The organism is Staphylococcus sp. Z5-21 (assembly GCF_056529615.1).
In genome coordinates this window covers 2196092-2217768 of the sequence record NZ_CP096462.1, presented here as the reverse complement: position 1 = coordinate 2217768, position 21677 = coordinate 2196092, and the positions used below count along the sequence as shown (strand labels likewise).

General features: G+C 32.0%; 24 protein-coding genes. 16 read left to right on the top strand and 8 right to left on the bottom strand.

The genetic code is table 11. The features are described from left to right. Positions 1-72: 72 nt before the first annotated feature. From M1D64_RS11080 to M1D64_RS11060, 5 genes are all read left to right on the top strand, one after another. The gene (locus M1D64_RS11080) at positions 73-774 is read left to right on the top strand and encodes an HAD family hydrolase (RefSeq protein WP_002484048.1); all 702 of its coding nucleotides are present in this window, start codon (positions 73-75) and stop codon (positions 772-774) included. Continuing rightward, entirely contained in the window at positions 775-1575 is an 801-nt protein-coding gene (locus tag M1D64_RS11075; protein ID WP_002484047.1) for an alpha/beta fold hydrolase, read from the top strand. A gap of 170 nt (positions 1576-1745) precedes the next feature. After that, positions 1746-2255: an SA0570 family protein gene (locus M1D64_RS11070; protein WP_041079760.1), complete on the top strand. Its 510-nt coding sequence runs from the start codon at positions 1746-1748 to the stop codon at positions 2253-2255. A gap of 444 nt (positions 2256-2699) precedes the next feature. Further along, positions 2700-3410, top strand: coding sequence for a hypothetical protein (locus tag M1D64_RS11065; protein WP_002484045.1), 711 nt, complete (start codon positions 2700-2702; stop codon positions 3408-3410). 207 nt (positions 3411-3617) lie between these two features. Further along, positions 3618-4421, top strand: a complete 804-nt coding sequence (locus M1D64_RS11060) for an alpha/beta fold hydrolase (RefSeq protein ID WP_129303467.1) — start codon at positions 3618-3620, stop codon at positions 4419-4421. A gap of 265 nt (positions 4422-4686) precedes the next feature. On the opposite strand, the gene sarA is transcribed toward M1D64_RS11060, so the two are convergent. From sarA to M1D64_RS11045, 3 genes are all read right to left on the bottom strand, one after another. Further along, entirely contained in the window at positions 4687-5061 is a 375-nt protein-coding gene (sarA, locus tag M1D64_RS11055; RefSeq protein ID WP_002484043.1) for a global transcriptional regulator SarA, read from the bottom strand. Between the two features lie 360 nt (positions 5062-5421). Beyond that, entirely contained in the window at positions 5422-6249 is an 828-nt protein-coding gene (locus M1D64_RS11050) for an efflux RND transporter periplasmic adaptor subunit (RefSeq protein WP_241686101.1), read from the bottom strand. Positions 6250-6471: 222 nt separating this feature from the next. Further along, positions 6472-7401 carry a DMT family transporter gene (locus M1D64_RS11045; RefSeq protein WP_037539040.1) on the bottom strand — a complete coding sequence of 310 codons (930 nt, stop codon included), beginning with the start codon at positions 7399-7401 and terminating at the stop codon, positions 6472-6474. 225 nt (positions 7402-7626) lie between these two features. Here M1D64_RS11045 and M1D64_RS11040 point away from each other — a divergent pair, with 225 nt between their 5' ends. Then, complete coding sequence (locus M1D64_RS11040) at positions 7627-7860, top strand: hypothetical protein (RefSeq protein WP_011303740.1); 234 nt, start codon at positions 7627-7629, stop codon at positions 7858-7860. Between the two features lie 497 nt (positions 7861-8357). Here M1D64_RS11040 and M1D64_RS11035 read toward each other — a convergent pair whose 3' ends face one another. Together M1D64_RS11035 and sroA are read right to left on the bottom strand one after the other, a co-directional pair. Next, positions 8358-8576 carry a DUF2922 domain-containing protein gene (locus M1D64_RS11035; protein ID WP_011303739.1) on the bottom strand — a complete coding sequence of 73 codons (219 nt, stop codon included), beginning with the start codon at positions 8574-8576 and terminating at the stop codon, positions 8358-8360. Between the two features lie 18 nt (positions 8577-8594). Continuing rightward, positions 8595-8801 (bottom strand): sigS mRNA-stabilizing protein SroA, encoded by a 207-nt coding sequence (gene sroA / locus M1D64_RS11030; RefSeq protein WP_002484039.1) that lies wholly within the window; start codon positions 8799-8801, stop codon positions 8595-8597. A 147-nt stretch (positions 8802-8948) separates the two neighbouring features. Between sroA and M1D64_RS11025 the strand changes: the two genes are divergently transcribed. The 9 genes from M1D64_RS11025 to M1D64_RS10985 all read left to right on the top strand — a co-directional run bounded on the left by M1D64_RS11025 (position 8949) and on the right by M1D64_RS10985 (position 17852). Further along, positions 8949-9500, top strand: coding sequence for a tyrosine-type recombinase/integrase (locus M1D64_RS11025; RefSeq protein ID WP_069821732.1), 552 nt, complete (start codon positions 8949-8951; stop codon positions 9498-9500). Positions 9501-9524: 24 nt separating this feature from the next. Continuing rightward, positions 9525-11921, top strand: coding sequence for a DUF4040 family protein (locus M1D64_RS11020; RefSeq protein WP_069821733.1), 2397 nt, complete (start codon positions 9525-9527; stop codon positions 11919-11921). After that, positions 11908-12333: a Na+/H+ antiporter Mnh2 subunit B gene (gene mnhB2, locus M1D64_RS11015; RefSeq protein WP_011303737.1), complete on the top strand. Its 426-nt coding sequence runs from the start codon at positions 11908-11910 to the stop codon at positions 12331-12333. The genes M1D64_RS11020 and mnhB2 overlap by 14 nt, the downstream gene beginning before the upstream one ends. Further along, positions 12330-12680: a Na+/H+ antiporter Mnh2 subunit C gene (gene mnhC2, locus M1D64_RS11010; RefSeq protein ID WP_069821734.1), complete on the top strand. Its 351-nt coding sequence runs from the start codon at positions 12330-12332 to the stop codon at positions 12678-12680. The genes mnhB2 and mnhC2 overlap by 4 nt, the downstream gene beginning before the upstream one ends. Beyond that, positions 12673-14175 carry a Na+/H+ antiporter Mnh2 subunit D gene (mnhD2, locus tag M1D64_RS11005; RefSeq protein ID WP_081324756.1) on the top strand — a complete coding sequence of 501 codons (1503 nt, stop codon included), beginning with the start codon at positions 12673-12675 and terminating at the stop codon, positions 14173-14175. Before mnhC2 ends, mnhD2 begins: the two co-directional genes overlap by 8 nt. Beyond that, positions 14175-14657, top strand: a complete 483-nt coding sequence (gene mnhE2 / locus M1D64_RS11000; RefSeq protein WP_002484033.1) for a Na+/H+ antiporter Mnh2 subunit E — start codon at positions 14175-14177, stop codon at positions 14655-14657. The genes mnhD2 and mnhE2 overlap by 1 nt, the downstream gene beginning before the upstream one ends. Then, entirely contained in the window at positions 14654-14956 is a 303-nt protein-coding gene (mnhF2, locus tag M1D64_RS10995) for a Na+/H+ antiporter Mnh2 subunit F (RefSeq protein WP_002484032.1), read from the top strand. Before mnhE2 ends, mnhF2 begins: the two co-directional genes overlap by 4 nt. After that, positions 14931-15377 (top strand): Na+/H+ antiporter subunit G, encoded by a 447-nt coding sequence (locus tag M1D64_RS10990; protein ID WP_011303733.1) that lies wholly within the window; start codon positions 14931-14933, stop codon positions 15375-15377. Before mnhF2 ends, M1D64_RS10990 begins: the two co-directional genes overlap by 26 nt. Before the next feature lie 423 nt (positions 15378-15800). After that, positions 15801-17852, top strand: a complete 2052-nt coding sequence (locus M1D64_RS10985; protein WP_041079753.1) for a cation:proton antiporter — start codon at positions 15801-15803, stop codon at positions 17850-17852. A gap of 498 nt (positions 17853-18350) precedes the next feature. Here M1D64_RS10985 and mntC read toward each other — a convergent pair whose 3' ends face one another. From mntC to M1D64_RS10970, 3 genes are read right to left on the bottom strand one after another with little or no spacing between them, the layout of a single operon-like run. Continuing rightward, a complete protein-coding gene (gene mntC, locus M1D64_RS10980) occupies positions 18351-19280 on the bottom strand; it encodes a manganese ABC transporter substrate-binding lipoprotein MntC (protein ID WP_041079752.1) in 930 nt (309 codons plus the stop codon). Then, entirely contained in the window at positions 19277-20113 is an 837-nt protein-coding gene (locus tag M1D64_RS10975) for a metal ABC transporter permease (protein WP_100217406.1), read from the bottom strand. The genes mntC and M1D64_RS10975 overlap by 4 nt, the downstream gene beginning before the upstream one ends. A 22-nt stretch (positions 20114-20135) precedes the next feature. Further along, positions 20136-20858: a metal ABC transporter ATP-binding protein gene (locus tag M1D64_RS10970; RefSeq protein ID WP_041079750.1), complete on the bottom strand. Its 723-nt coding sequence runs from the start codon at positions 20856-20858 to the stop codon at positions 20136-20138. Between the two features lie 120 nt (positions 20859-20978). Here M1D64_RS10970 and M1D64_RS10965 point away from each other — a divergent pair, with 120 nt between their 5' ends. Beyond that, the gene (locus M1D64_RS10965; protein ID WP_041079749.1) at positions 20979-21623 is read left to right on the top strand and encodes a metal-dependent transcriptional regulator; all 645 of its coding nucleotides are present in this window, start codon (positions 20979-20981) and stop codon (positions 21621-21623) included. Positions 21624-21677: the final 54 nt, after the last annotated feature.

Below are 21677 nucleotides of genomic sequence, written 5' to 3'. Positions count from 1 at the left end.
ATCAGATTGCAGTAAATACAGGGAATAATATCATTTTAATAGAGTGACATATTAATTAAAGAGGTTATGATAATGGATTTAACACAAATAAAAGCGATTGTATTTGATTTAGAAGGCACCCTTTTGGATAGAAAAAAATCACGCGAGAAATTTATAGAAGAACAATATGAGCGGTTCCATGATTATTTAGTACGTATTCAATTAGCAGATTTCAAGAGAAAATTTATAGAGTTAGATGATGATGAAGACCATGATAAACCAGAACTTTATAAAGCCATCATTAAAGATTTTCATGTCGATCGATTAACATGGAGAGACTTGTTTAATGATTTTGAAATGCATTTTTATCGCTATGTGTTTCCATACTATGACACATTGTATACTTTAGAGAAATTAACAGAAAGTGGTTATCTAACAGGTGTTATCGCCAATGGCAGATCTAAAATTAAACAATACCGAATGCACGCCTTAGGTGTAGAAGATGCTATAAACTACTTATCTACTTCAGAAACAGTGGGTTATCGAAAACCACACCCGAAAATTTTTGAAGACATGCTTGATCAATTAGGTACTCAACCTGAAGAAACAATATATGTAGGTGATGACCCATTAAATGATGTTGCGCCAGCGAGAGCAATGGGAATGGTAAGTGTGTGGTTTAAAGAAGATGATGAAGTGGATGTTGAACCATTGCCAGAAGAAGTTGATTTTACGATTAACACGACAGAAGAATTATTATCTATATTACCAATTGCAAAGAAAGGAAGAGAATAAATGAATTTATTTACAACAAGCGACGGTACTGCACTCAATTACAGAACGAGTGGTGAAGGCAATGCAATAGTGATGATTCACACTGCATTCGATAATTTAACAGTATTTGATATGATAGAGGAAAATTTTACTGATGATAACCAAGTTATACTTGTTGATTTAAGAGGTCACGGATACTCTGACAAACCACAACATATTGATTTCAAGGAATATGCTGAAGATATTAAAGAGCTATTAGACTATTTATATGTCACACAAGCATCATTGATTGGTCATGAATTAGGAGGATCTGTTGCTAGCGCATTTGCAGCAATGTATCCAGAAATGACTGACTCAATTACATTAGTAAATCCAACGCTGTTAAACGATATGTCTCCAGAAGAACGTTTATATCGCAGGTATGCCAATCAAATTAGAAATTGGGATAAAGAAGAACAACAGAAATTTTTAGATAAGCATTTATATTACTCAAAACGTAAAGCTAAGAAATTCTTAAAACATGTAGATAATACAAATGGTATCGCTACAGAAGCGGAATTAGAAGCAGTCAAAGATTCATTTAATGACAATAATATCATGAGTTATTTAAGTGAAATTGATTTACCTACTTTGATTATTGCTGGTCAACATGGTGAAAGAACAACCATTGTTGAAGCGAAAGAAGTGGGAGATTATATTGGTGAAGTACAATTTGAAACATTTACTGCGTCTGGATTATATCCATTTGTTGAAGAAAAAGATAAATTTGTAGATTTGGTGTTAAAATTTATCAAAGACAATGAAAAAGAATTAACATATTAACCTTCAATTCGATATGAATGAAAGTTTGTAAGTGCTGTTATGCAGCAATTTTTTATTACAAGTCGCACTGTTTTTGTAATCTTATTGTAACAATACTGTTATTTTAGTAACATTTATAGTACAATATGGGTGAGCACAAAGAAACTTATAAACAGAAGGAGAGCGTGCTTATGAAAAAATTATTTGCAGCAGTAATCGTATCGGGGTTAGCACTTTCCGGAATGAGCACAGGTAGTGTTGATGCCGCGTCAGGTAACTCTATCCAGAATGTTAAATCACTGCAACAAGGAGATACAACGTTAGAAGGTGCGAAAATCGGCGAACCTGTTCAAAACTTATTGAAATCTAATGATGTATCCGTATACTCACACAGACCGGATGGCAAAGAACATTATTATGAATTTAAAAAAGATAATGGTGTACTTGTTGTAACAGCTGACGGTAAAAAGAACAACGGTAAAATTACGCGTGTTTCTATGAGTTATAATGATACAGACGGTCCAACTTACAAAGCGGTTAAAAATGTTGTTGGTAGTAATGCTGTTACACGTGAGCATTATAATAATGTAACTGGTAATTTCGGTTATGTTCAAGACAATGATTTATCATATCAATTTAGTTCTTCATCACCAAGTGATAAAAACATTAAATTGTACCGTATTGATTTGACTGAATCATAAATATCAGTGAAACAATGTAAATAGCTTATATAAGCCGAAACGCATGCGCAAATATTGCTACAATGCGCTATTGATTACAAGCATTGCGACATTTGTATAAGAACTACTTTTTCACGAAAGAGTAGTTCTATAGAAAACGATGTATTAACGTCACCTGAGTTAGAGATAGTCGCTAACGTATAATATAAATTAGAGTCTGGGACTTATATAGTGTCTCAGACTCTAATTTATATTGGACATTAAATCATACGAATAAGCAATGGCTTGTGTATGGTAAATCAAGTGGGGTTTCGAAACCCTTATTGAAAATGAAATTATCTATCCTGTACTTGTTATTTTATTGTTAAAATCAAGTGTAGTATGAGATTATTAAAGAAACAGCTTTGATATCTCAACTACAATAGTGTTGATAGATTAAAGTGAATTTTATAAAAGGAGTCAAATATGAGAGTTAACGATAAGGTTTTAGTAGAAAATATTAATGACTATTTTACTCATAAAGGTCTTTCTCCAAACTTAATAGAAGATATTAAAGAGAAATTAAAAAAGGATTTCCAAAAATCTGAAGCCAAAGATGAAGACTATATTGAATATAGACGAAAATCACCAGCAGAAATAATACTAACGATTCAACGCAATTTATTCACACTACAACTCAATCCTATTATTTTTTTTATTGTTAATTTTATTTTACTTTCTTACTTATATGATAAGCAATATGTACCATTTCAAGCAGCTACGGGCACATCTATTTTTTACTTTTTAATTATTTTACCAATTTCAATCTTCATATACTTGCGAATTGATTGGAAGAATTATTTATACAGTAATAAGTTTGAAATGGTTATTGGCTTAGTAGTGGCAATGGCTGCGTTTGTCCTTGTGATATTACATACATTTGATATTAATTTAGGTATTGTAGCGGTTACAATCTATGCACATCAAGTCGTATTTTTTATAGGTATATTATTCAGTATTTCAGGTATTTATTTTAAAAGATTAGAGTTTACAGGAATTGGATTACTATTATGTCAAAAAACAATTGATGCGATGATTGGAAACGCGAGTATTGCACAAATTGGCTCAATCATTATTTGGATATTATTGTTAATTGTCATTATTTATTATACAATCCGCATCTCTTCTAGAAATTAATAGTATTTATGATTTAAACACTTAAATGAAGCGAACACCTTTCAGTGCTAAACACCTAAGGTATGGTGTGGCATTGGAACGTGTTTTTTTATTTATAAGCATGTATTTAATGTTAATTGAATATGGGGACATAATTTAAAATTAAAAAGATAGCATAAGGCGATTCAATTACGGGTATATGAATTTTGTAAAGGGAGGTGGCCCAAAATGGAAAAAGTCGCAACAAATTATAACAACGAGATTGCATACATCCGAGAGGGTCAAGGTTTTCCTGTGATACTAATTCATGGCCTAGATGGCAACATGGCTTCATTATATAGCCTAAAAGATGAATTAAAACATAAATTTGAAGTGATTGTTTATGATGTAAGAGGACACGGTAAATCAACAAAAAAGAATTCGTTTAATTTAGAAGATCATGTAGAAGATTTAAAAGCTTTGATGACAAAATTGAATATATCATCTGCCCATCTTATTGGTCATGACATGGGAGGATTAATTGCAAAGCATTTTACTGATAAATATGAATCAATGGTCGCAACATTAACCTTAATTGCTTGTAATCTTATTGATAGCGTGCATGCTTTAAATAAATTAATGATTGAACACCAAGATGAAATTGAAGGTTTTGATAAATCTGAAGCACTGATATTATTATTGCCTTATATGTATAAAGAACAAGAAAAAGCTAAGAAATGGTTTCAAAATCAATTGATTTATAGTAGACAATCAGCAGAAGATAGTGCTGTAGCCACACGAGCATTAATGAATTTTCCTGTATTTAATAAAGATGTTGTTATTAAACAAACGGATGTGCCTACATTAATTGTTAATGGTGTATATGATCCTTTAATGACAACAGAGACTATTGAAAAATATCATTATTCATTTACAAGACTGCTAATTCAGACATTTAATGAGTCAGGTCATGCGCCACATATTGAAGAACCAGAACATTTTTTAGATGTTTACAATGATTTTATAGAGGCTAATGAATTTCAAAAAGAATAATTAGATTTAGTATATTTTTAAAGAAATGAATATATCAACGTACTTCTCAAATGAAGCGGTTTGAATTTTAGATAAAATTGAGCTGAGACAGAAATCAAATTTTAAAAAACTTGGTTTCTATCTCAGTTATGTAATTAAAGAGGATTAGGATGGAGGCGCAGCTAAAATACATAAATAGGGGTATTTTAATATATAATTACCTGTCTTATCATAGTCAAAGAGGCCGAGACATGCATTGCATGTCTCGGCCTCTTTTATATTAAGCTTAAACTTCTTTTTCGTCGTTAGCTTCTTTAATGCGATCATTCACACGTGATAGTAACTCATTAATTTTTTTACGTTGTTTAGTGTTAACTAAAATTAATACAGTTCTTTCATCATGTTCATTACGTTTTTTATCGAAATAATCTTCTTGAGATAAGTTTTTAACAGCTTTAACAACTTGAGGTTGTTTATAGTTCAAATGATTAATAATATCTTTTAAATAATATTCTTCACTTTCGTGTTCGCTAATATAAGTTAATACAGCAAACTCCTCGAAACTTATTGAAAATTCTTTTTTGATAATTCCTTTTAATTTATCAGCGTAAGTAACCATCGCTAATAATTCAAAGCAATCATTGATTTTGGTGATAGCCATCCTTATTCCTCCCTATTTTATTGCCCAATCAAATATACATATTAAAAGTGTTTTTGTATAAATATTTATCTTAATTCAAAGTTAAATACAAAGAGTTTATCATAATTTGCAGACCTATTATATTTGAGTGAAATATATTAAAACTGCTATTATTTAGTTTATTATAACTAAATAAAAATAGAAAGTAAACAAAAAACTGTTTTAGTGGTACATGAATGATTTAAGATATTAATTCAATTCTTTAAATACCAATGAGGGAAATATAATTAATATTTCTCATTTTCAATTTTCCATGATTTGATAAAATTACTAAAAAACTAATTTCTATTTAAAGGTGTTTAATATTTATACTGTGTACGTTTAATTTTTCGACAGAACATGATTTGCATTTTTAGCAATTGTATCGCCTACATTTAAACCTTGTATAACTTTCATATCTTTGTTATTACCCAATTTTTCTGTTTTAATAACCCGTTTAATAAATTTTTTATTTCTTTGTAAAAAAACGAATTGCTTTTTATATATTGCAGTTTTTGGAATTTCAATAGTGTAATTAGGTTTTTCTACGCGTAAATGACGACCGAATTTAATATCCGGTGTTGAACTGATTTCAACATGATACTGAGATGATTTTGTATTAGCTTCAGTATTTAAAGGTAATTTACTAATGAAATTTACAGTACCTGTGAAACTATGACCTGGATCAATGCATATGTGTACTTTATCCTTTAATTCCAATGTATTTACTATTGATTCTGGAACTTTAGCTTTGATTATAGCACTGGGATTAAAAATTTGCAGAATAAGACCATTATTTTGAGAAGGCACATGTTGATTAATGGCAATTTGACCATCCATCGATGCGTAAATCGTTGTGCGTAGTTGTGTTTGCAGGGTTTCAATTTCATGTTGTGTACGATTTCTTTCAAGTGAGATTGTAGGATACTTAAGTGGGTCAATGTTATTCAAGCGGGCTAAGTATTTTTGTTTAGAAGTGATTTGGTGCTCGATGTCAACATTGTAATATTCAAATAGGGGCTGGTTCTTCTTGACGTGTTCTTCATTCTTAACAAACCAATTGTGGATGATACCTTTATTTGAATCGAAAAAAATATTTGTTAGTTGAGAAGGCGATTGTATACCTGTGAAGTGTTGTGGTTCTTTATATTGAATTTTGAGTGTTTCCACTGTATGGGGATGCTCAGTATGAGACTTTGTTAAATAGAGCCAGCTTAGTAGGGTGATACTACAAAATAAAGCGAGTAGTGTGATAAAAATTAAAAATTTCCGCAAAGAAGTCACCTCTTGATGTTTTGATAACCCTATTATACTGCGGTGTAGCATTGCTTTTCTATAAAAAAATAGCGTCATTTACCAAAAGTTTAAAGTAAATAACGCTACGATACATTTTTAGAATAATCTCAATAAAATAATACCAATCATTATCGCAATGATGCCAATGATTTTTCGCGTAGTGATTTTATTAATGCGCGTACCTAATAAACCAAAATGATCAATGATTACACCCATTAGCATTTGACCTAACATAACGATAATCGTCGTTAGTGCAGCACCAAGATGTGGCATTAATATGATATTTGTAGTTACGAATACAACCCCCAGCATACCACCGATAAAATAGATTGGTTTGAGTTTACCTTGTTTTGCATCGACTGTCTTGAGTTTAAGACTTCTATTAAATATCAATGTAAGTATGAATAGGACAATGGTACCAACCGCGAATGAAATCAATGAGGCCATAACAGATGAGTGTATTTGTTGACCTAAAGCACTATTGATAGCTGTTTGGATTGGAGGACAAAAACCAAAGATAAATCCAATCACTAACCAGATATAAACGGTTGATGACTTATTTGTTTCAATGGGTGTTCTTTTTACGTAGTTCATAAGTATGATGCCGAAAATTAAAACAATGATACCTAGTACTTTAAAGATAGTAAAAGGTTCTTGATTTGCACCAAACCAGCCAAAGGTATCAATCATGACGCCCATAATTATTTGACCAGCTACAGTCATAACAACGGTTAATGACGCGCCTAAACGAGGTAATAGCAATAGATTACCAGTAAGGAAAATAACACCAAGCATACCACCGACAAACCATATGTAACTGAAAGATTGATTATTGTAAAACTGTGCTGTAAATACATGAGGATTGGTAATAAGATTAATTAAAATTAAAAAAATAGTTCCGGTTGCAAATGAGATTGTAGACGCATAGAATGAAGATTTCGTATAAAGACTTAATCTAGAGTTGATTGAAGTTTGAAAAGGAACCACCATACCTGCGACAATCCCGAGTATATATAAGAGGATCATTAAATCACGCTTTCTTTCAAGATATATATACATTATATAGGAAAGAGAAAAATATGCATACATTTAAATTCAATCAAGAAATATTTGTATATTACAGAAAATAATGTACACAATACACAAAATGTAATAAAATACGTATGTTAATAAATTTAGAATTTTAAAAATTAGCAAAATTAATCAATTTTAAATAACAGAAGTAATAAAAGAAGTGAGTGACTATAGATAGTGAAACGGCTTTCCATAATTCGACTTTTAGATCAAGAAACTTTTTTCTTGGGTGTAGGTAGAAATGATAATATAAAAAAACATCAATTTTTAGAAGTGTTGAATTCAAGGCATTCTTATAAAAATTTAGCCCAAGTCGTCGAAGTATATGATCAGTATGCGATATGTAAAAAATTAGGTAAGAAAAAGATATTTTTTGGCGATACTGTTAGATTACGACCACATAGAGATTAAGCCACCTTCAAAAATAAAGGAGAACTAGTCCGTTCATGGATCAGTTCTCCTTTATATTTAAAATCTATTATTAGATATCGGCCATTTTGTAGAAGGTTATGAATTTTGTTCTAAGCGTAGCATAACGTAACCAATTCATTACAATACGTATAAGTATATTCAAATACAAGCTTTATTGGGCTATTAACTAATAATAGTTTAGTAAATTATCAATTTCCATAATAATGAAGAAAACGGCAATCTCTATTTGAATTAAATAGAAATTACCGTTTTTTTATTAATCTAAGATGTTTATGACCTATGACCAGTTACTTTATAGCAATTGTAGGCGACCAACGTAATTAGATTTATAACTTACTTTCGTTCAAGTAAATGACATAGTCTGATTGTAGGGCATAGGTATCTACTTTAGCTAACTTTTTAAATCTTCTATATTTTGATTTAATAGTGTGACTAGGAAGTCCGTTATAAAAGTTTCTACCATTAAGTTAAATAGTTTAGTTTTCAAATATGAGTTTAGTAGATTTGTCTATAATCTGTGCTGAATGAATAGACGTTGGAATACCAGATTTAGGTCGTAAAATATCTAAATCTATGATTTTAGTCATACCTTCTTTAACTGCTGATTCGTTTACGAAGTGTTCAATTTTGGGTAATGGTAATTTGATTGCTTTATTTACTGCATCATTGAATATAAGCTCTAGGGTTTGTGACATTGTTTAGTGCCTCCTCATTTAGTTAATAGCTTCGGTCTTAATGACTTCTAGCTTGTCAAAACGTTCTCCAGTGATTTGTTCGATAATAGATTTAAAGCTTTTGAGTTGTTCTGGTGTCGCTTCAGTATTTAAATTAGTAAAGTGACGTTTGACCTGACTGGCTTTTCCATCTTTATCGTACAGTGTGCGTGACATTGTTACTGCAAGTTGACTAATTGTACTCATCTGTTTCAACCTCCTTTCACTATATATATCGAAATTAAATAGTGAATTGGCCAAAAATAATTTGAGAAATTTAAGCTAATCCCTTTCATGTGACATAAATATCATATATCATTAAATAAGAAACATTTATGGTTGAGAGGTGAATATATGAACCAAGTAGATCCAATTAGGGATATTAATGAGATAAAGGCAATGTATAAAGTACTTAGTTGTAAATCAAAACGTGATTATTTATTTTTTAAATTTGCGATACATACAGGTGTGAAACTGTCCGAATTATTAAACCTTTGTGTGAGTGATGTAAAAGGTGAAAAAAATAAAATTAAATATTATTGGCTTGAAGAACATGCATCGAATATTCATATTAGATTGCCAGATAAATTAAGAAATGAATTGGCACAATATATAGAAGAAGAACATTTAGAGGATAGTCAATTATTATTTCAATCCAATAGAACATTGAAAGGTTTGTCACGTCAGCAGGCGTATAGAATTATACATGCTGCAGCAGTAGAACTAGGCATGTTACATATAGGTTTAACTACGCTCAGGAAAACATTTGCGTATCATGCGTATCAATCAGGTATTTCAATTTCTATTATTCAAAAGTATCTAGGTCATCAAACCACGTATGAAACGATGAAATTTATTGGTATTTCAACTAAAGCAAGTAAAACAACAATAGCTTTAAATTTATAAAATAATAACTAAAGGGGGGATACGATGAGTTTAGTATATCTACTAAGCACTTTAATATTAATAATGGTCATTCTATTATTTACACTGACAAATATAAAATTCCAGAAATATGCTGGACATATAGCACTTTTAGCACCCATAGTTGCTTCGGTTTACTTTTTGTATCAACTACCATCTGTGATGCAAGGAAACTTTGTATCAGTTAAAATACCTTGGCTCACATTATTAGATATCAATATAGACTTTCGACTTGATGGTTTAAGTTTATTTTTTAGTTTATTAATTTCTCTTATTGGATTAGCCGTTGTTTATTATTCAACACAATACTTATCTAAAGAACATGATAATTTACCACGTTTTTTTGTGTATTTATTATTATTTATGTTCAGTATGTTAGGCATTGTAACAGCTAACAATACAATTTTAATGTATGTATTCTGGGAATTAACAAGTGTTTCCTCATTTTTACTTATTGTTTATTGGTACAGTAAGGGTGATAGTCAGTTCGGTGCAATACAATCGTTTATGATTACAGTATTTGGTGGACTGGCATTATTGGCAGGTTTCATCATGATCTACATTGTAACTGGTACGAATTCAATCACTTCTATTATTGAACAGAGTGATAAAATTGCACAAAGTCATTTATTTATACCAATTATCATCCTGCTACTACTTGGCGCATTTACTAAATCTGCCCAATTTCCTTTCCATATATGGTTACCAAAAGCCATGGCAGCACCGACACCTGTGAGTGCGTATCTACATTCAGCTACTATGGTAAAAGCAGGTATCTTTTTACTATTTAGATTTACACCTGTATTAGGATTAAGTGATTTTTACATTTATAGTGTCACATTTGTTGGTTTAATTACGATGATTTTTGGTGCAGTGAATGCCACAAGACAATTTGATATGAAAGCAATATTAGCTTACTCAACCATTAGTCAATTAGGAATGATTGTTTCTATGGTAGGCCTTGGAGGTGGCTTTGCACAACATCCAACAGGTGAGTTGTCAAAAATTTATGGCATGATTTTATTTGCAGCACTATTCCATCTGATGAATCACGCATTATATAAAGGTGCCTTATTTATGGGCGTAGGTATTATCGACCATGAAACGGGTACAAGGGATATTCGCCGTTTATCTGGTTTGAAAAAAGTATTTCCAATCACACACATTGTGATGTTACTATCTGCTTTATCTATGGCAGGTATACCGTTTTTAAATGGCTTTTTAAGTAAAGAGATGTTCTTTGATGGATTAGTAAGTGCAGTTGAATTACCTCAATTTAATCTCACGCTTACAGTTATCATTACTGTAATCGGTGTGATCGCAAGTATATTCACATTGGTTTATGGTGTTTATATGATCAAAGAAGTATTCTGGGGAGATTATCAACAAGCAGACTTACCAAAAAAATCACCGCATGAACCATTTTTATTCACGCTACCTTCTGCAATTATGATGATTTTGTTACCGGTCATATTCTTTATTCCTAATGTATTTGGACATAATATCATTTTACCGGCATTACGAAGTATCACAATTGGAGAAAAAGTAGATCAAGTTGCACCGCATGTATCACAATGGCATGGCTTTAACTTACCGTTAATCTTAAGCTTAATTGTGATAGTAGTCGGATTTATCATGGCACTTAGAATTAATTGGAAAAAGTATGCAAATCAAGTGAAAGTAAAAACGATTACTGATTTATATTTAGGTTCATATAAACAATTTGAACATTATTCTGGTTATGGTATTCGCTCATTAATGAATAACCGTTTGAATCATTATATTACGATTACCTTGCTCATTTTTAGCATGGTTGTCATCTACGGTATGATTCAAGCTGGTTTCCCAGAAGTACATCAAATTCATGTAAGTGATTTCGGTCCGATAGAGGTCATTACGTTAATTGTTGTATTCGTCCTGGGTATTGCACTCACCTTTATTAGACAACGTTTAACTATGGTTGTCCTTAATGGGATTATTGGTTATTGTGTAACGATATTCTTTATCTTAATGAAAGCACCAGATTTAGCGTTAACGCAATTAGTAGTAGAAACAATAACAACAATTCTATTTATTGTTAGTTTCTCCAGACTGCCTAACGTACCACGTGCGAAAGTTCATAAAAAACGTGAAGCAGTCAAAATTATTGTTTCATTATTAATGGCAGTCATTGTTGTTACACTTGTATTTATTGCACAACAAGGCGATTCGATGCCAACAATTTCAACATTCTATCATGATGCATATAAATTAACAGGTGGTAAAAATATCGTGAATGCAATTCTTGGAGATTTCCGTGCCATAGATACATTGTTTGAAGGTATGGTACTCATTATTGCCGGATTAGGTATTTATACGCTACTTAACTTTAAAGAACGGAGGGGTCAAGATGAAAGAGAATGATGTTGTATTAAAAACCGTAACGAAGATCGTTGTGTTTATTTTGTTAACATTTGGATTCTACTTGTTTTTGGCAGGTCATAATAATCCAGGTGGCGGATTTATCGGCGGTCTCGTGTTTAGTTCAGCGTTTTTACTTATGTTCTTGGCTTTTGATGTTAAACAAGTATTAGTAGCGTTACCGCTTGATTTTAGAATTCTAATGATTTGTGGTTCATTACTATCATTTCTCACTGCTGTTGTACCTATGTTCTTTGGTAAACCGTTCCTTTACCAAACAGATGCTTATGTACAATTACCGTTATTAGGGGAAGTGCACTTAACGACAGTTACCGTATTTGAAGCGGGAATCGTATTAGCCGTTGTGGGTGTTGTTGTGACGGTTATGTTGTCTATCAGTGGTGGTCGTTCATGAATCTGATATTATTAATGGTCATTGGCTTCTTAATATTTGTAGGAACGTATATGATATTATCAGTCAATTTAATCCGTATTGTTATAGGCATTTCGATTTATACACACGCAGGTAATTTAATTATTATGAGTATGGGTAATTATAGTAAAAATAAAGTGGAACCTTTAATAGGTGAAGGAAGTCAAAATTTTGTCGATCCTTTATTACAAGCCATTGTTTTAACGGCGATTGTTATTGGTTTTGCTATGACGGCTTTCCTTCTTGTATTAGTTTACAGAACCTATCGTGTGACAAAAGAAGATGAAATTGATGTATTGAGAGGTGATGACGACGATGCTAATGAGTAATTTATTGATTTTACCATTACTTCTGCCAGCTGTATGTGCTTTAGGCCTTGTGTTTATACGTACACACAGTAGATTATCTAGAATATTTTCTATCGGTACAATGGCAGTAACGACAGTTGTTTCATTGCTTCTACTAATTTATGTTATGTACCATAAGCCGATTGCTTTAGATTTTGGTGGTTGGCAAGCACCTTTTGGTATACAGTTTGTCGGTGACTCACTAAGTCTCTTATTGGTTACAACATCAAGTTTTGTTGTCACACTGATTATGGCATATGGATTTGGTAGAACTGAAAAACGTGCCATTCGTTATTATCTACCAAGTTTTATTTTGTTTTTAACAGTGGGTGTCATCGGTTCGTTCTTAACGGCAGATTTATTTAACATCTATGTTATGTTCGAAGTGATGTTACTAGCGTCATTTGTACTTATCACTTTGGGACAATCAGTTGAGCAGTTACGTGCAGCCATTATCTATGTAGTATTGAATATATTAGGTTCATGGTTACTCTTGCTCGGTGTTGGTTTGTTATACAAACTGACTGGTACACTAAACTTTACGCTTGTTGCACAAAGATTAAATGAAATGGATGATGATAAGAGTTCAATTGTCATTGTCTCTATGGTCTTCTTGATTGCATTCAGTGCCAAAGCAGCACTTGTGCTATTTATGTGGTTACCTAAGGCATATGCCGTATTAAATACTGAATTGGCTGCATTGTTTGCTGCTTTGATGACTAAAGTCGGTGCATATGCATTAATTCGTTTCTTCACATTAATATTTGATGAACATAGTGGTATTACACATCCATTATTAGTCTTTTTATCTTGTATTACGATGTTGATTGGTGCATTTGGTGTACTTGCTTATAGGGATATTAAGAAAATTGCTGCCTATCAAGTTATTCTATCGATTGGTTTCATAATTTTAGGATTAGGTACGAATACAATCGCTGGCGTAAACGGCGCAATCTTTTATTTAGCAAATGATATTGTAGTGAAAACATTGCTTTTCTTTATTATTGGTAGTTTGGTATACATTACTGGCCTTAGACAATATAAAAGTTTATATGGGCTTGCCAAACAAGAACCCTTCTTTGGTGTAGCTTTTGTAGTCATGATATTAGCAATCGGCGGCGTGCCACCATTTAGTGGTTTTCCAGGTAAAGTATTTATTTTTAAAGGTGCGATTGAAAATGGAAATTACATTGGTTTAGCATTAATGATTATAACGAGTTTAATTGCTATGTTTAGTTTATTTAGAATTTTCTTTGTGATGTACCTTGGTAATGAAAGCAAAGGAGAGGCAATTGTATTTAATAAAATACCTACTTATCGTAAAAATTTAATCGGCGTACTGGTTGCTATGATCATCGTAATGGGCTTAGCCGCACCATTACTATTTAAAGTGACAGATAATGCGACACATTTAAATATGGATGATGGATTATATGAAAAAATGGTAAATCCTCATTTAATAAAGGGGGATAAATAATGAGACAAGTCTTACTTAATATTGTCATCGCATTTTTATGGGTATTATTTCAAGATGAAGACTCTTTTAAATTATCCACCTTCTTTGCAGGTTATCTCATTGGTATATTAGTTATCTATATTTTACACCGCTTTTTCGGCCAACAATTTTATTTAAAAAAAGTTTGGGTTGGTATTAAAATTTTAGTTGTGTATCTTTACCAATTAATAACATCAAGTATGACAATAATCAATTATATTTTATTTAAGACCAAAGATTTAAATCCAGGATTAGTGACTTATGAAACAACATTAGATAATGATTGGGAAGTCACATTCTTAACTATATTGATTATCATCACGCCAGGATCAACTGTAATTAGAATATCTAAAGAAAAGAAAAAGTTCTTTATACATGCAATTGACGTTTCCGACAAAGAGAAGCAAAAATTGCTGAAAAGTATTAGACAATATGAAGGACTCATATTGGAGGTGGCAGAATGATCGGCACACTAACAGATTTTTTCATAACAAGCGCACTGATTTTATTTGGTATTGCTTTATTATTAACTTTATTTAGATTAATTAAAGGACCGACCACTGCGGATAGAGTTGTCACATTCGATGCTGCTAGTGCTATATTGATGTCTATGGTTGGTTTGTTAAGTATTGTATTTGGAACTTTTTCGTTCTTGGATTCAATCTTACTTATCGCTATCATTTCATTCGTAAGTACGGTGTCAATTTCTAGATTTATAGAAGGGGGACACGTCTTCAATGCAAATAACAAGCGAAATCGTTAATCTAATCGCAGCAATTATGATTTTCTTAGGGAGTATCATTGCTTTAATAAGTTCTATTGGATTAATCAAATTCCAGGATGTTTTTTTACGAAGTCATGCAGCGACTAAAAGTTCTACGCTATCTGTATTATTAACATTAGTGGGTGTTATCATATTCTTTATTTCTTCACAAGGCTATTTAAGTGTAAGACTAATATTAGCGCTGGTGTTTATTAATTTAACATCTCCAGTTGGTGGACATTTGATTTCACGTGCCGCTTATCGAACTGGCGCTTATATGTATAGAAAAAGTGATGCACCAAGACAAACGAATATTTTACTGAGTTCCTCTGAAAACAATACGTTTGAGCAACTGAAACAACGTGCGCATGAACGTGAAGAACGAAGACGTAAAACTTATGAAAAAGAGCATGATTATTAATGAACGAATATAATCGCAGGAAGTAGGATGATGAGACCCGTTTCGGCTGGGTTTCCATGCTACTTCTTTTTTTATTGTTAAGTACATGATGATAAAATATGATTGCTGCACAATGAATTTAATTGCTTAAATAAAAAGTTTTATAGCAATAGAATGATGTAAGAGTGAATAAATAAAAAATATGTATGAAATATTTTATTTTCAAGTGCAATACGTTTAAGTGATGGGGCATAAAATGATAAAATAAAATATATTTGTAATTGTGTTTATTTTTAAGTTCATTATCAAATTGGGGAATGAAATTAATTTGATAATTTGTGATTAAGAGTTTGGGACGCAATATATTCATGTAAAGACGATGTTATTTTTTGTTTCAACCTCAACAATTATGAAAGAATAATGACGTTGAAAAGAGGTGAAACCTTGCAAATATTTGAAACTATACTTATATTTTTAGCACTAGTCATATTAAGTTCATTCTTACACACTTTTCTTCCAAAAATACCTTTAGCTTTCATTCAAATTATATTAGGTATGCTATTGTATGTCACACCTATTCCAGTACAATTTAATTTTGATTCAGAATTATTTATGGTGGCTTTAATTGCTCCGTTACTTTTCGTAGAGGGTGTTAAAGTCTCTCGTGTTCATTTAAGGCGATATATTAAACCTGTGCTAATGATGGCATTAGGGTTGGTAGTGACAACTGTGATTGTAGTAGGTTTATTTGTGCATTGGATTTGGCCTGAGTTACCTATGGCAGCTGCTTTTGCGCTCGCTGCAATCTTGTGTCCAACGGATGCCGTTGCAGTCCAAGCAATCACGAATGGCAAAGTACTTCCCAAAGGTTCTATGACAATTTTAGAGGGTGAGTCTTTATTAAATGATGCAGCAGGTATCATATCTTTTAAAATTGCCGTAGCAGCATTGATTACAGGCGGATTTTCAATGGTGAATGCAGTTGAACAATTTTTAATTTCTTCAATTGGTGGATTTATTGTTGGGTTATTAATTGGGGTCGCACTTGTTCGTTTCCGTGTGACGTTGTCAAGACGTGGCATTGAAAATATTAATATGTTTACATTTATCCAACTTGTAACACCATTTATCACATATATCGTTGCCGAAATGTTCCATGCTTCTGGTATTATTGCAGCAGTTGTTGCAGGTTTAGTACATGGTTTTGAACGTGATCGAATTGCTCAAGCACGTACTAGGTTGCAGATGAGTTATAATCACACATGGAATATATTAGGATATGCATTAAATGGATTTGTGTTTTCTATCTTAGGATTTTTAATTCCTGAAGTTGTAGGGAGAATTATTGAGAACGAACCGCATAACTTAATATTCTTAATTACTGTGACATGTCTTATTGCATTAGCAATTTATCTGTTCAGATTTTTATGGGTTTTTGTTTTATATCCTTATTTTTATTTACCAGTGAGCCCGTTCCAAAAAATGATTTCACATAATGAGGATGATCAGAAAACTGCAGAAACCCCGCCAAAAAGAGGTATGTATGCGTTTATAATGACGTTGTGTGGGGTGCATGGTACGATTTCCTTAGCAATCGCACTGACATTGCCATATATGTTAGCAGATCATCATTCATTTATTTTTAGAGATGACCTATTATTTATTGCCTCAGGTATGGTTATTATCAGTTTAATTGTGGCACAGATGATTTTACCAGTCGTTACACCGAATGCTAAAAAACCTAAAATCGTTGGTATGAACTTTAAGCAGGCACGTGTTTATATTTTAGAAAAAGTTATCGATTCATTAAATCAGCAATCCTCAGTTACGTCTAGTTTCCAATATGGTAATGTAATAAAAGATTATCATGATAAGCTAGCATTTTTAAGAACGGTTGAAAATGAAGATGAAAATACTAAAGAGCTTCAGAGACTTCAAAAATTAGCATTTGATGTAGAAAATCAAACATTAAATGGTCTTGTTGAAAATGGCGATATTACTACAAACGTGTTGGATAACTACATGCGTTATACAGAACGAACACAAGTATATAAACAAGCTTCGTTATTACAACGTATCAAAGTTGAAGTAAGAGCAATGATTTTAAAGAGAAGAATACGTACGAAAGTGAAAACGAATGCGGCCTCTCCATTATCTGTTGTAGATAACTTACGTGAGATTTCCAACATTATGCGTACAGTACATTATCGTGTAGTGAGTCGATTAGGCAAAGAAACAACGGAAAACAATAAATTAGAAGTTGGTATGATTTGTGATAGTTATCTTATTCGTATCGATAATTTAACACCTTCCAATTTCTTTAATCCTAAAAATGAGAACTCTATCACGAAAATTAAATTAAGCGCATTAAAAGAGCAACGTCGTATTTTAAATCAACTTGTAGAAGATGAAGAAGTAAGTGAAGTAACAGCTTTAAAAATTCGTGAAGCAATTAATTATGATGAAATGATTATTGTAGATAGTTTAACGGATTGATAAGGTAATAAATAACACTAGATTCCATTTTGGAAGATGGTTATAAACTGCTAACAAAGTCTCCAACTTTGTTGGCAGTTTTTTTGTAAACGCTTTTCGCAGGCACTGTCTTAACCTGTAGTTTTTGGCTAGTATTTTCCCGTAAGAGTCAGTCGAATATGATATGTAAAAGAGGAATACTTGAGCTAAAGCGCATGCATAAGCGAAACTAATTTTTTCAAAGTGGAGGAATACCTGAGCTAAAGCTCATGCATAAGTGCCACTAAGTCATGAAATGAGGAGGAATACTTGAGCTAAAGCTCATGTATAAGCGAAACTAATTTTTTCAAAAAATTTTCGCTAAAAAAAACTCCATCAAAGGGGGGGAGGAGCCACCATTGATGGAGTGTAAGGGAGATGATTTAAGGCTTGAATACCACCATGCCGTACGCTTAATTAGGAGGGAAGTCGTACGACATGGGACTATTCACCTATGACTAGGTCAATAGCCCGCACCATCTATTCCATGCTGCCATGTACAGTTTCTATATTCGATTTCATCATATTGTAATATGAATCACCTTTAGAACCTTCTTGTCCGATTGAATCGGTAAATACTTCACCGTATATATCTTTCTTCGTTTCTTCACTTAAACTTTGCATACTCTTCTTATCGACACTTGTCTCGACAAGTAAGTGTTTAAGTTGATTATCTTTTACGAATTCAATTGCTTGTTTCATTTGTTCAGGAGTACCTTGTTTTTCAGTATTAATTTCCCAAATATAACCTGGCTTAATGTCGTATTGTTTAGAGAAATATTTAAAAGCACCTTCACTTGTAATCATTGCTCTGCGATCTTTTGGAATATCATTGAATTTTTCGTGACTCTCTTTATTTAATGATTCTAATTTAGCGATATAGTCTTTACTATGAGATTCGATATCTTCTTTGTGTTTTTCATCATGTTTTAATAAGGTATCACGTATCGTTTCAACATATTTAATCCCATTTTCTAAACTTAGCCATGCATGAGGATCTTGTTTAGATTCATCGCCTTCAGCACCATTTAAATAAAAAGGTTTTACTTTTTCAGATACTTTAACCACACTGTCATCTTTAGTTGATTTATTAGCTTGAGATAACGCTTTGTCGAACCAACCATTACCAGTTTCTAAATTTAAGCCATTATAAAAAACAATATCTGCATCTGTTAATGCTTTGATGTCTTTTGGTTTTACTTCATATTCATGAGGATCTTGACCAACAGGGACAATACTGTGAATTTCGACATTATCACCACCGGCATTTTTCACCATATCGTATAAAATAGAGTTAGTCGTAACGACTTTTAGTTTTTCATTTGAATTTGAGTTTGAATCACTTTTTCCATTACTACATGCTGCTAAAAATAATAGTAGGATAAGTGCAATCGATATTAACCTTTTCATATTTGTTGTCCTTTCTTATTGAAAATATTGAATTTGTTTAAAATGAATATCACAACATAAATTATAAATGCACAGAATACAATTGTGGCACCACTTGGAATGTTATAAACATAACTAATATACAAACCAACAATTGCACTAATCGTACTTATAATACTTGAAATAATCATCATAGTATGTAATTTTTTGGCAATTAAAAATGCTGCAGAAGCAGGTGTAATCAATAGTGCTACTACTAAGATAATGCCAACGGTTTGAATACTTGCGACAGTTACGAGAGATAATAACAACATTACAAAATAATGAAATACAGTTGTATTTAATCCGCTCATTCTACTGAAAACTGGATCAAATGTAGATACCATTAATGGTCTATAAAAAATGATGATTAACACCATTACAATGATACCTACAATAATAGTTGACCAAAATGTAGATTGTGTAACAGCAAGTAAATTACCGAATAATATATGATATAAATCAGTGGTACTGTTAATCAAACTGATTAAAATAACACCTGTGGCTAAAAATGCTGTAAAACTAATCCCAATGGCAGCATCTGGTTTGGTTTTACTATTTTTAGTAATGAAGCCAATGAAAATACTTGCAATCATACCTGTAATTAATGCACCAATAAACATTGGTATACCAAATAAAAATGATAATGCAACACCAGGTAATACGGCATGACTCATTGCATCACCCATAAGTGAAAGTCCCCTTAAAACAATAAGACAGCCAACAGTACCACATACAATCCCAACAACAATTGAAATGATTAGGGCGTTGCTCAAAAATTTATAGTCTAACAAATGTTGTAAAAATTCCATAATAAGTTAAGTCCTTTCTATAAAATTAAGCCGTTTCGTTTTGTACTGTGGCATTTAAAAACGTTTTGTTTAGATTTTCAGGTTGCATAGCGGTAATGCTATCCCCAAAATAGCGAATATTTCTATTTAATAGAATGACACGATCAAAGTATTCTTCGGTTTTAGATAGATCATGATGGACAATGAGTAATAATTTGCCTTCCTTTTTTAACTTGCGTAATTGATGCATAATGATTTGTTCACTATGGAAATCAATCCCTACAAAAGGTTCATCTAATAAGTACAAGGTACTTTCAGACATTAAAGCACGTGCTAGAAGTACACGTTGTAATTGACCGCCACTTAATTCTGAAATTTGACGGTGGCGCAAGTCTTCTAATTCCAAAGTTTGCATTAATTGATTTAAACGCTGTTTCGTAGTTGGTGTCACCCACCTAAACCAACCGATATCTTTGTAAGCCCCTGATAAGACTACATGCTCCACATTTATAGGAAAATCTAAATCTATGTGCGCTTTTTGAGGGATATAAGTGACATGCTTCAAATTATTTTGTATGGAATGATCATTTAACTGAGCAGAACCTGTTGGTCTGAATTCGCCAATCAGTGATTTAATCAATGAGGATTTTCCGGCACCATTAGGACCCATAATACCTATGATTTCACCCTGAATAGGTATGGATAAATTAATATCTTGAAGTACATGTTTATTCCCAAGTGTAAGATTTAAGTTTTCTACCTTTAACATTTTAAACCTCCTTAATAACATTTTTAGGCTAACCTAATTTAATTTATAATATACCATGAACTTTTAGCGTGTCAAGTTGATTCGTGATACAATAAGGTGAATGATTTGAGAGGTGAGATAATGCTAACTGAAGAAAAAGAAGACTATTTAAAAGCAATTTTAACGCATGATGGTGACCATTCTTTTGTTTCGAATAAGACGCTATCCCAATATTTAACTATTAAGCCACCATCTGTAAGTGAGATGGTTAATCGTTTGGAGAAGTCAGGGTATGTTGAAACAAAACCATATAAAGGTGTAAAGCTTTCAGAGGAAGGTTTAACATATACATTAGATATCATTAAACGCCATAGATTATTAGAATTATTTTTAATAAAAATTTTGCAATATAATTGGGAAGAGGTACATCAAGAAGCAGAAGTACTGGAACACAAAGTATCTCACTTATTTGTGGAGCGTTTAGATAAGTTATTAGATTATCCAATCACATGTCCACATGGCGGTATTATCCCGAGAAATAATCAATATAAAGAATTATATACAACCAATTTATTAGCGTTTGATACTGGTGATACAGTGACAATAAAACGTGTACGTGATAGAACGGACTTATTAATCTACTTATCAAGTAAAGATATATTGATTGATGAACGTATTGAAATCTTGAGTAAAGATGATACAAATAAAGTTATTATTGTAAAGAAAGATGAGCAAATTACAGTATTAAGTTATGACAATGCCGCGCATATATACGCTGAAATTTAAACTTTCTGGTAACCGTGCATAACATAGTTGAAAAACATAAAAAAGCAACCGCCA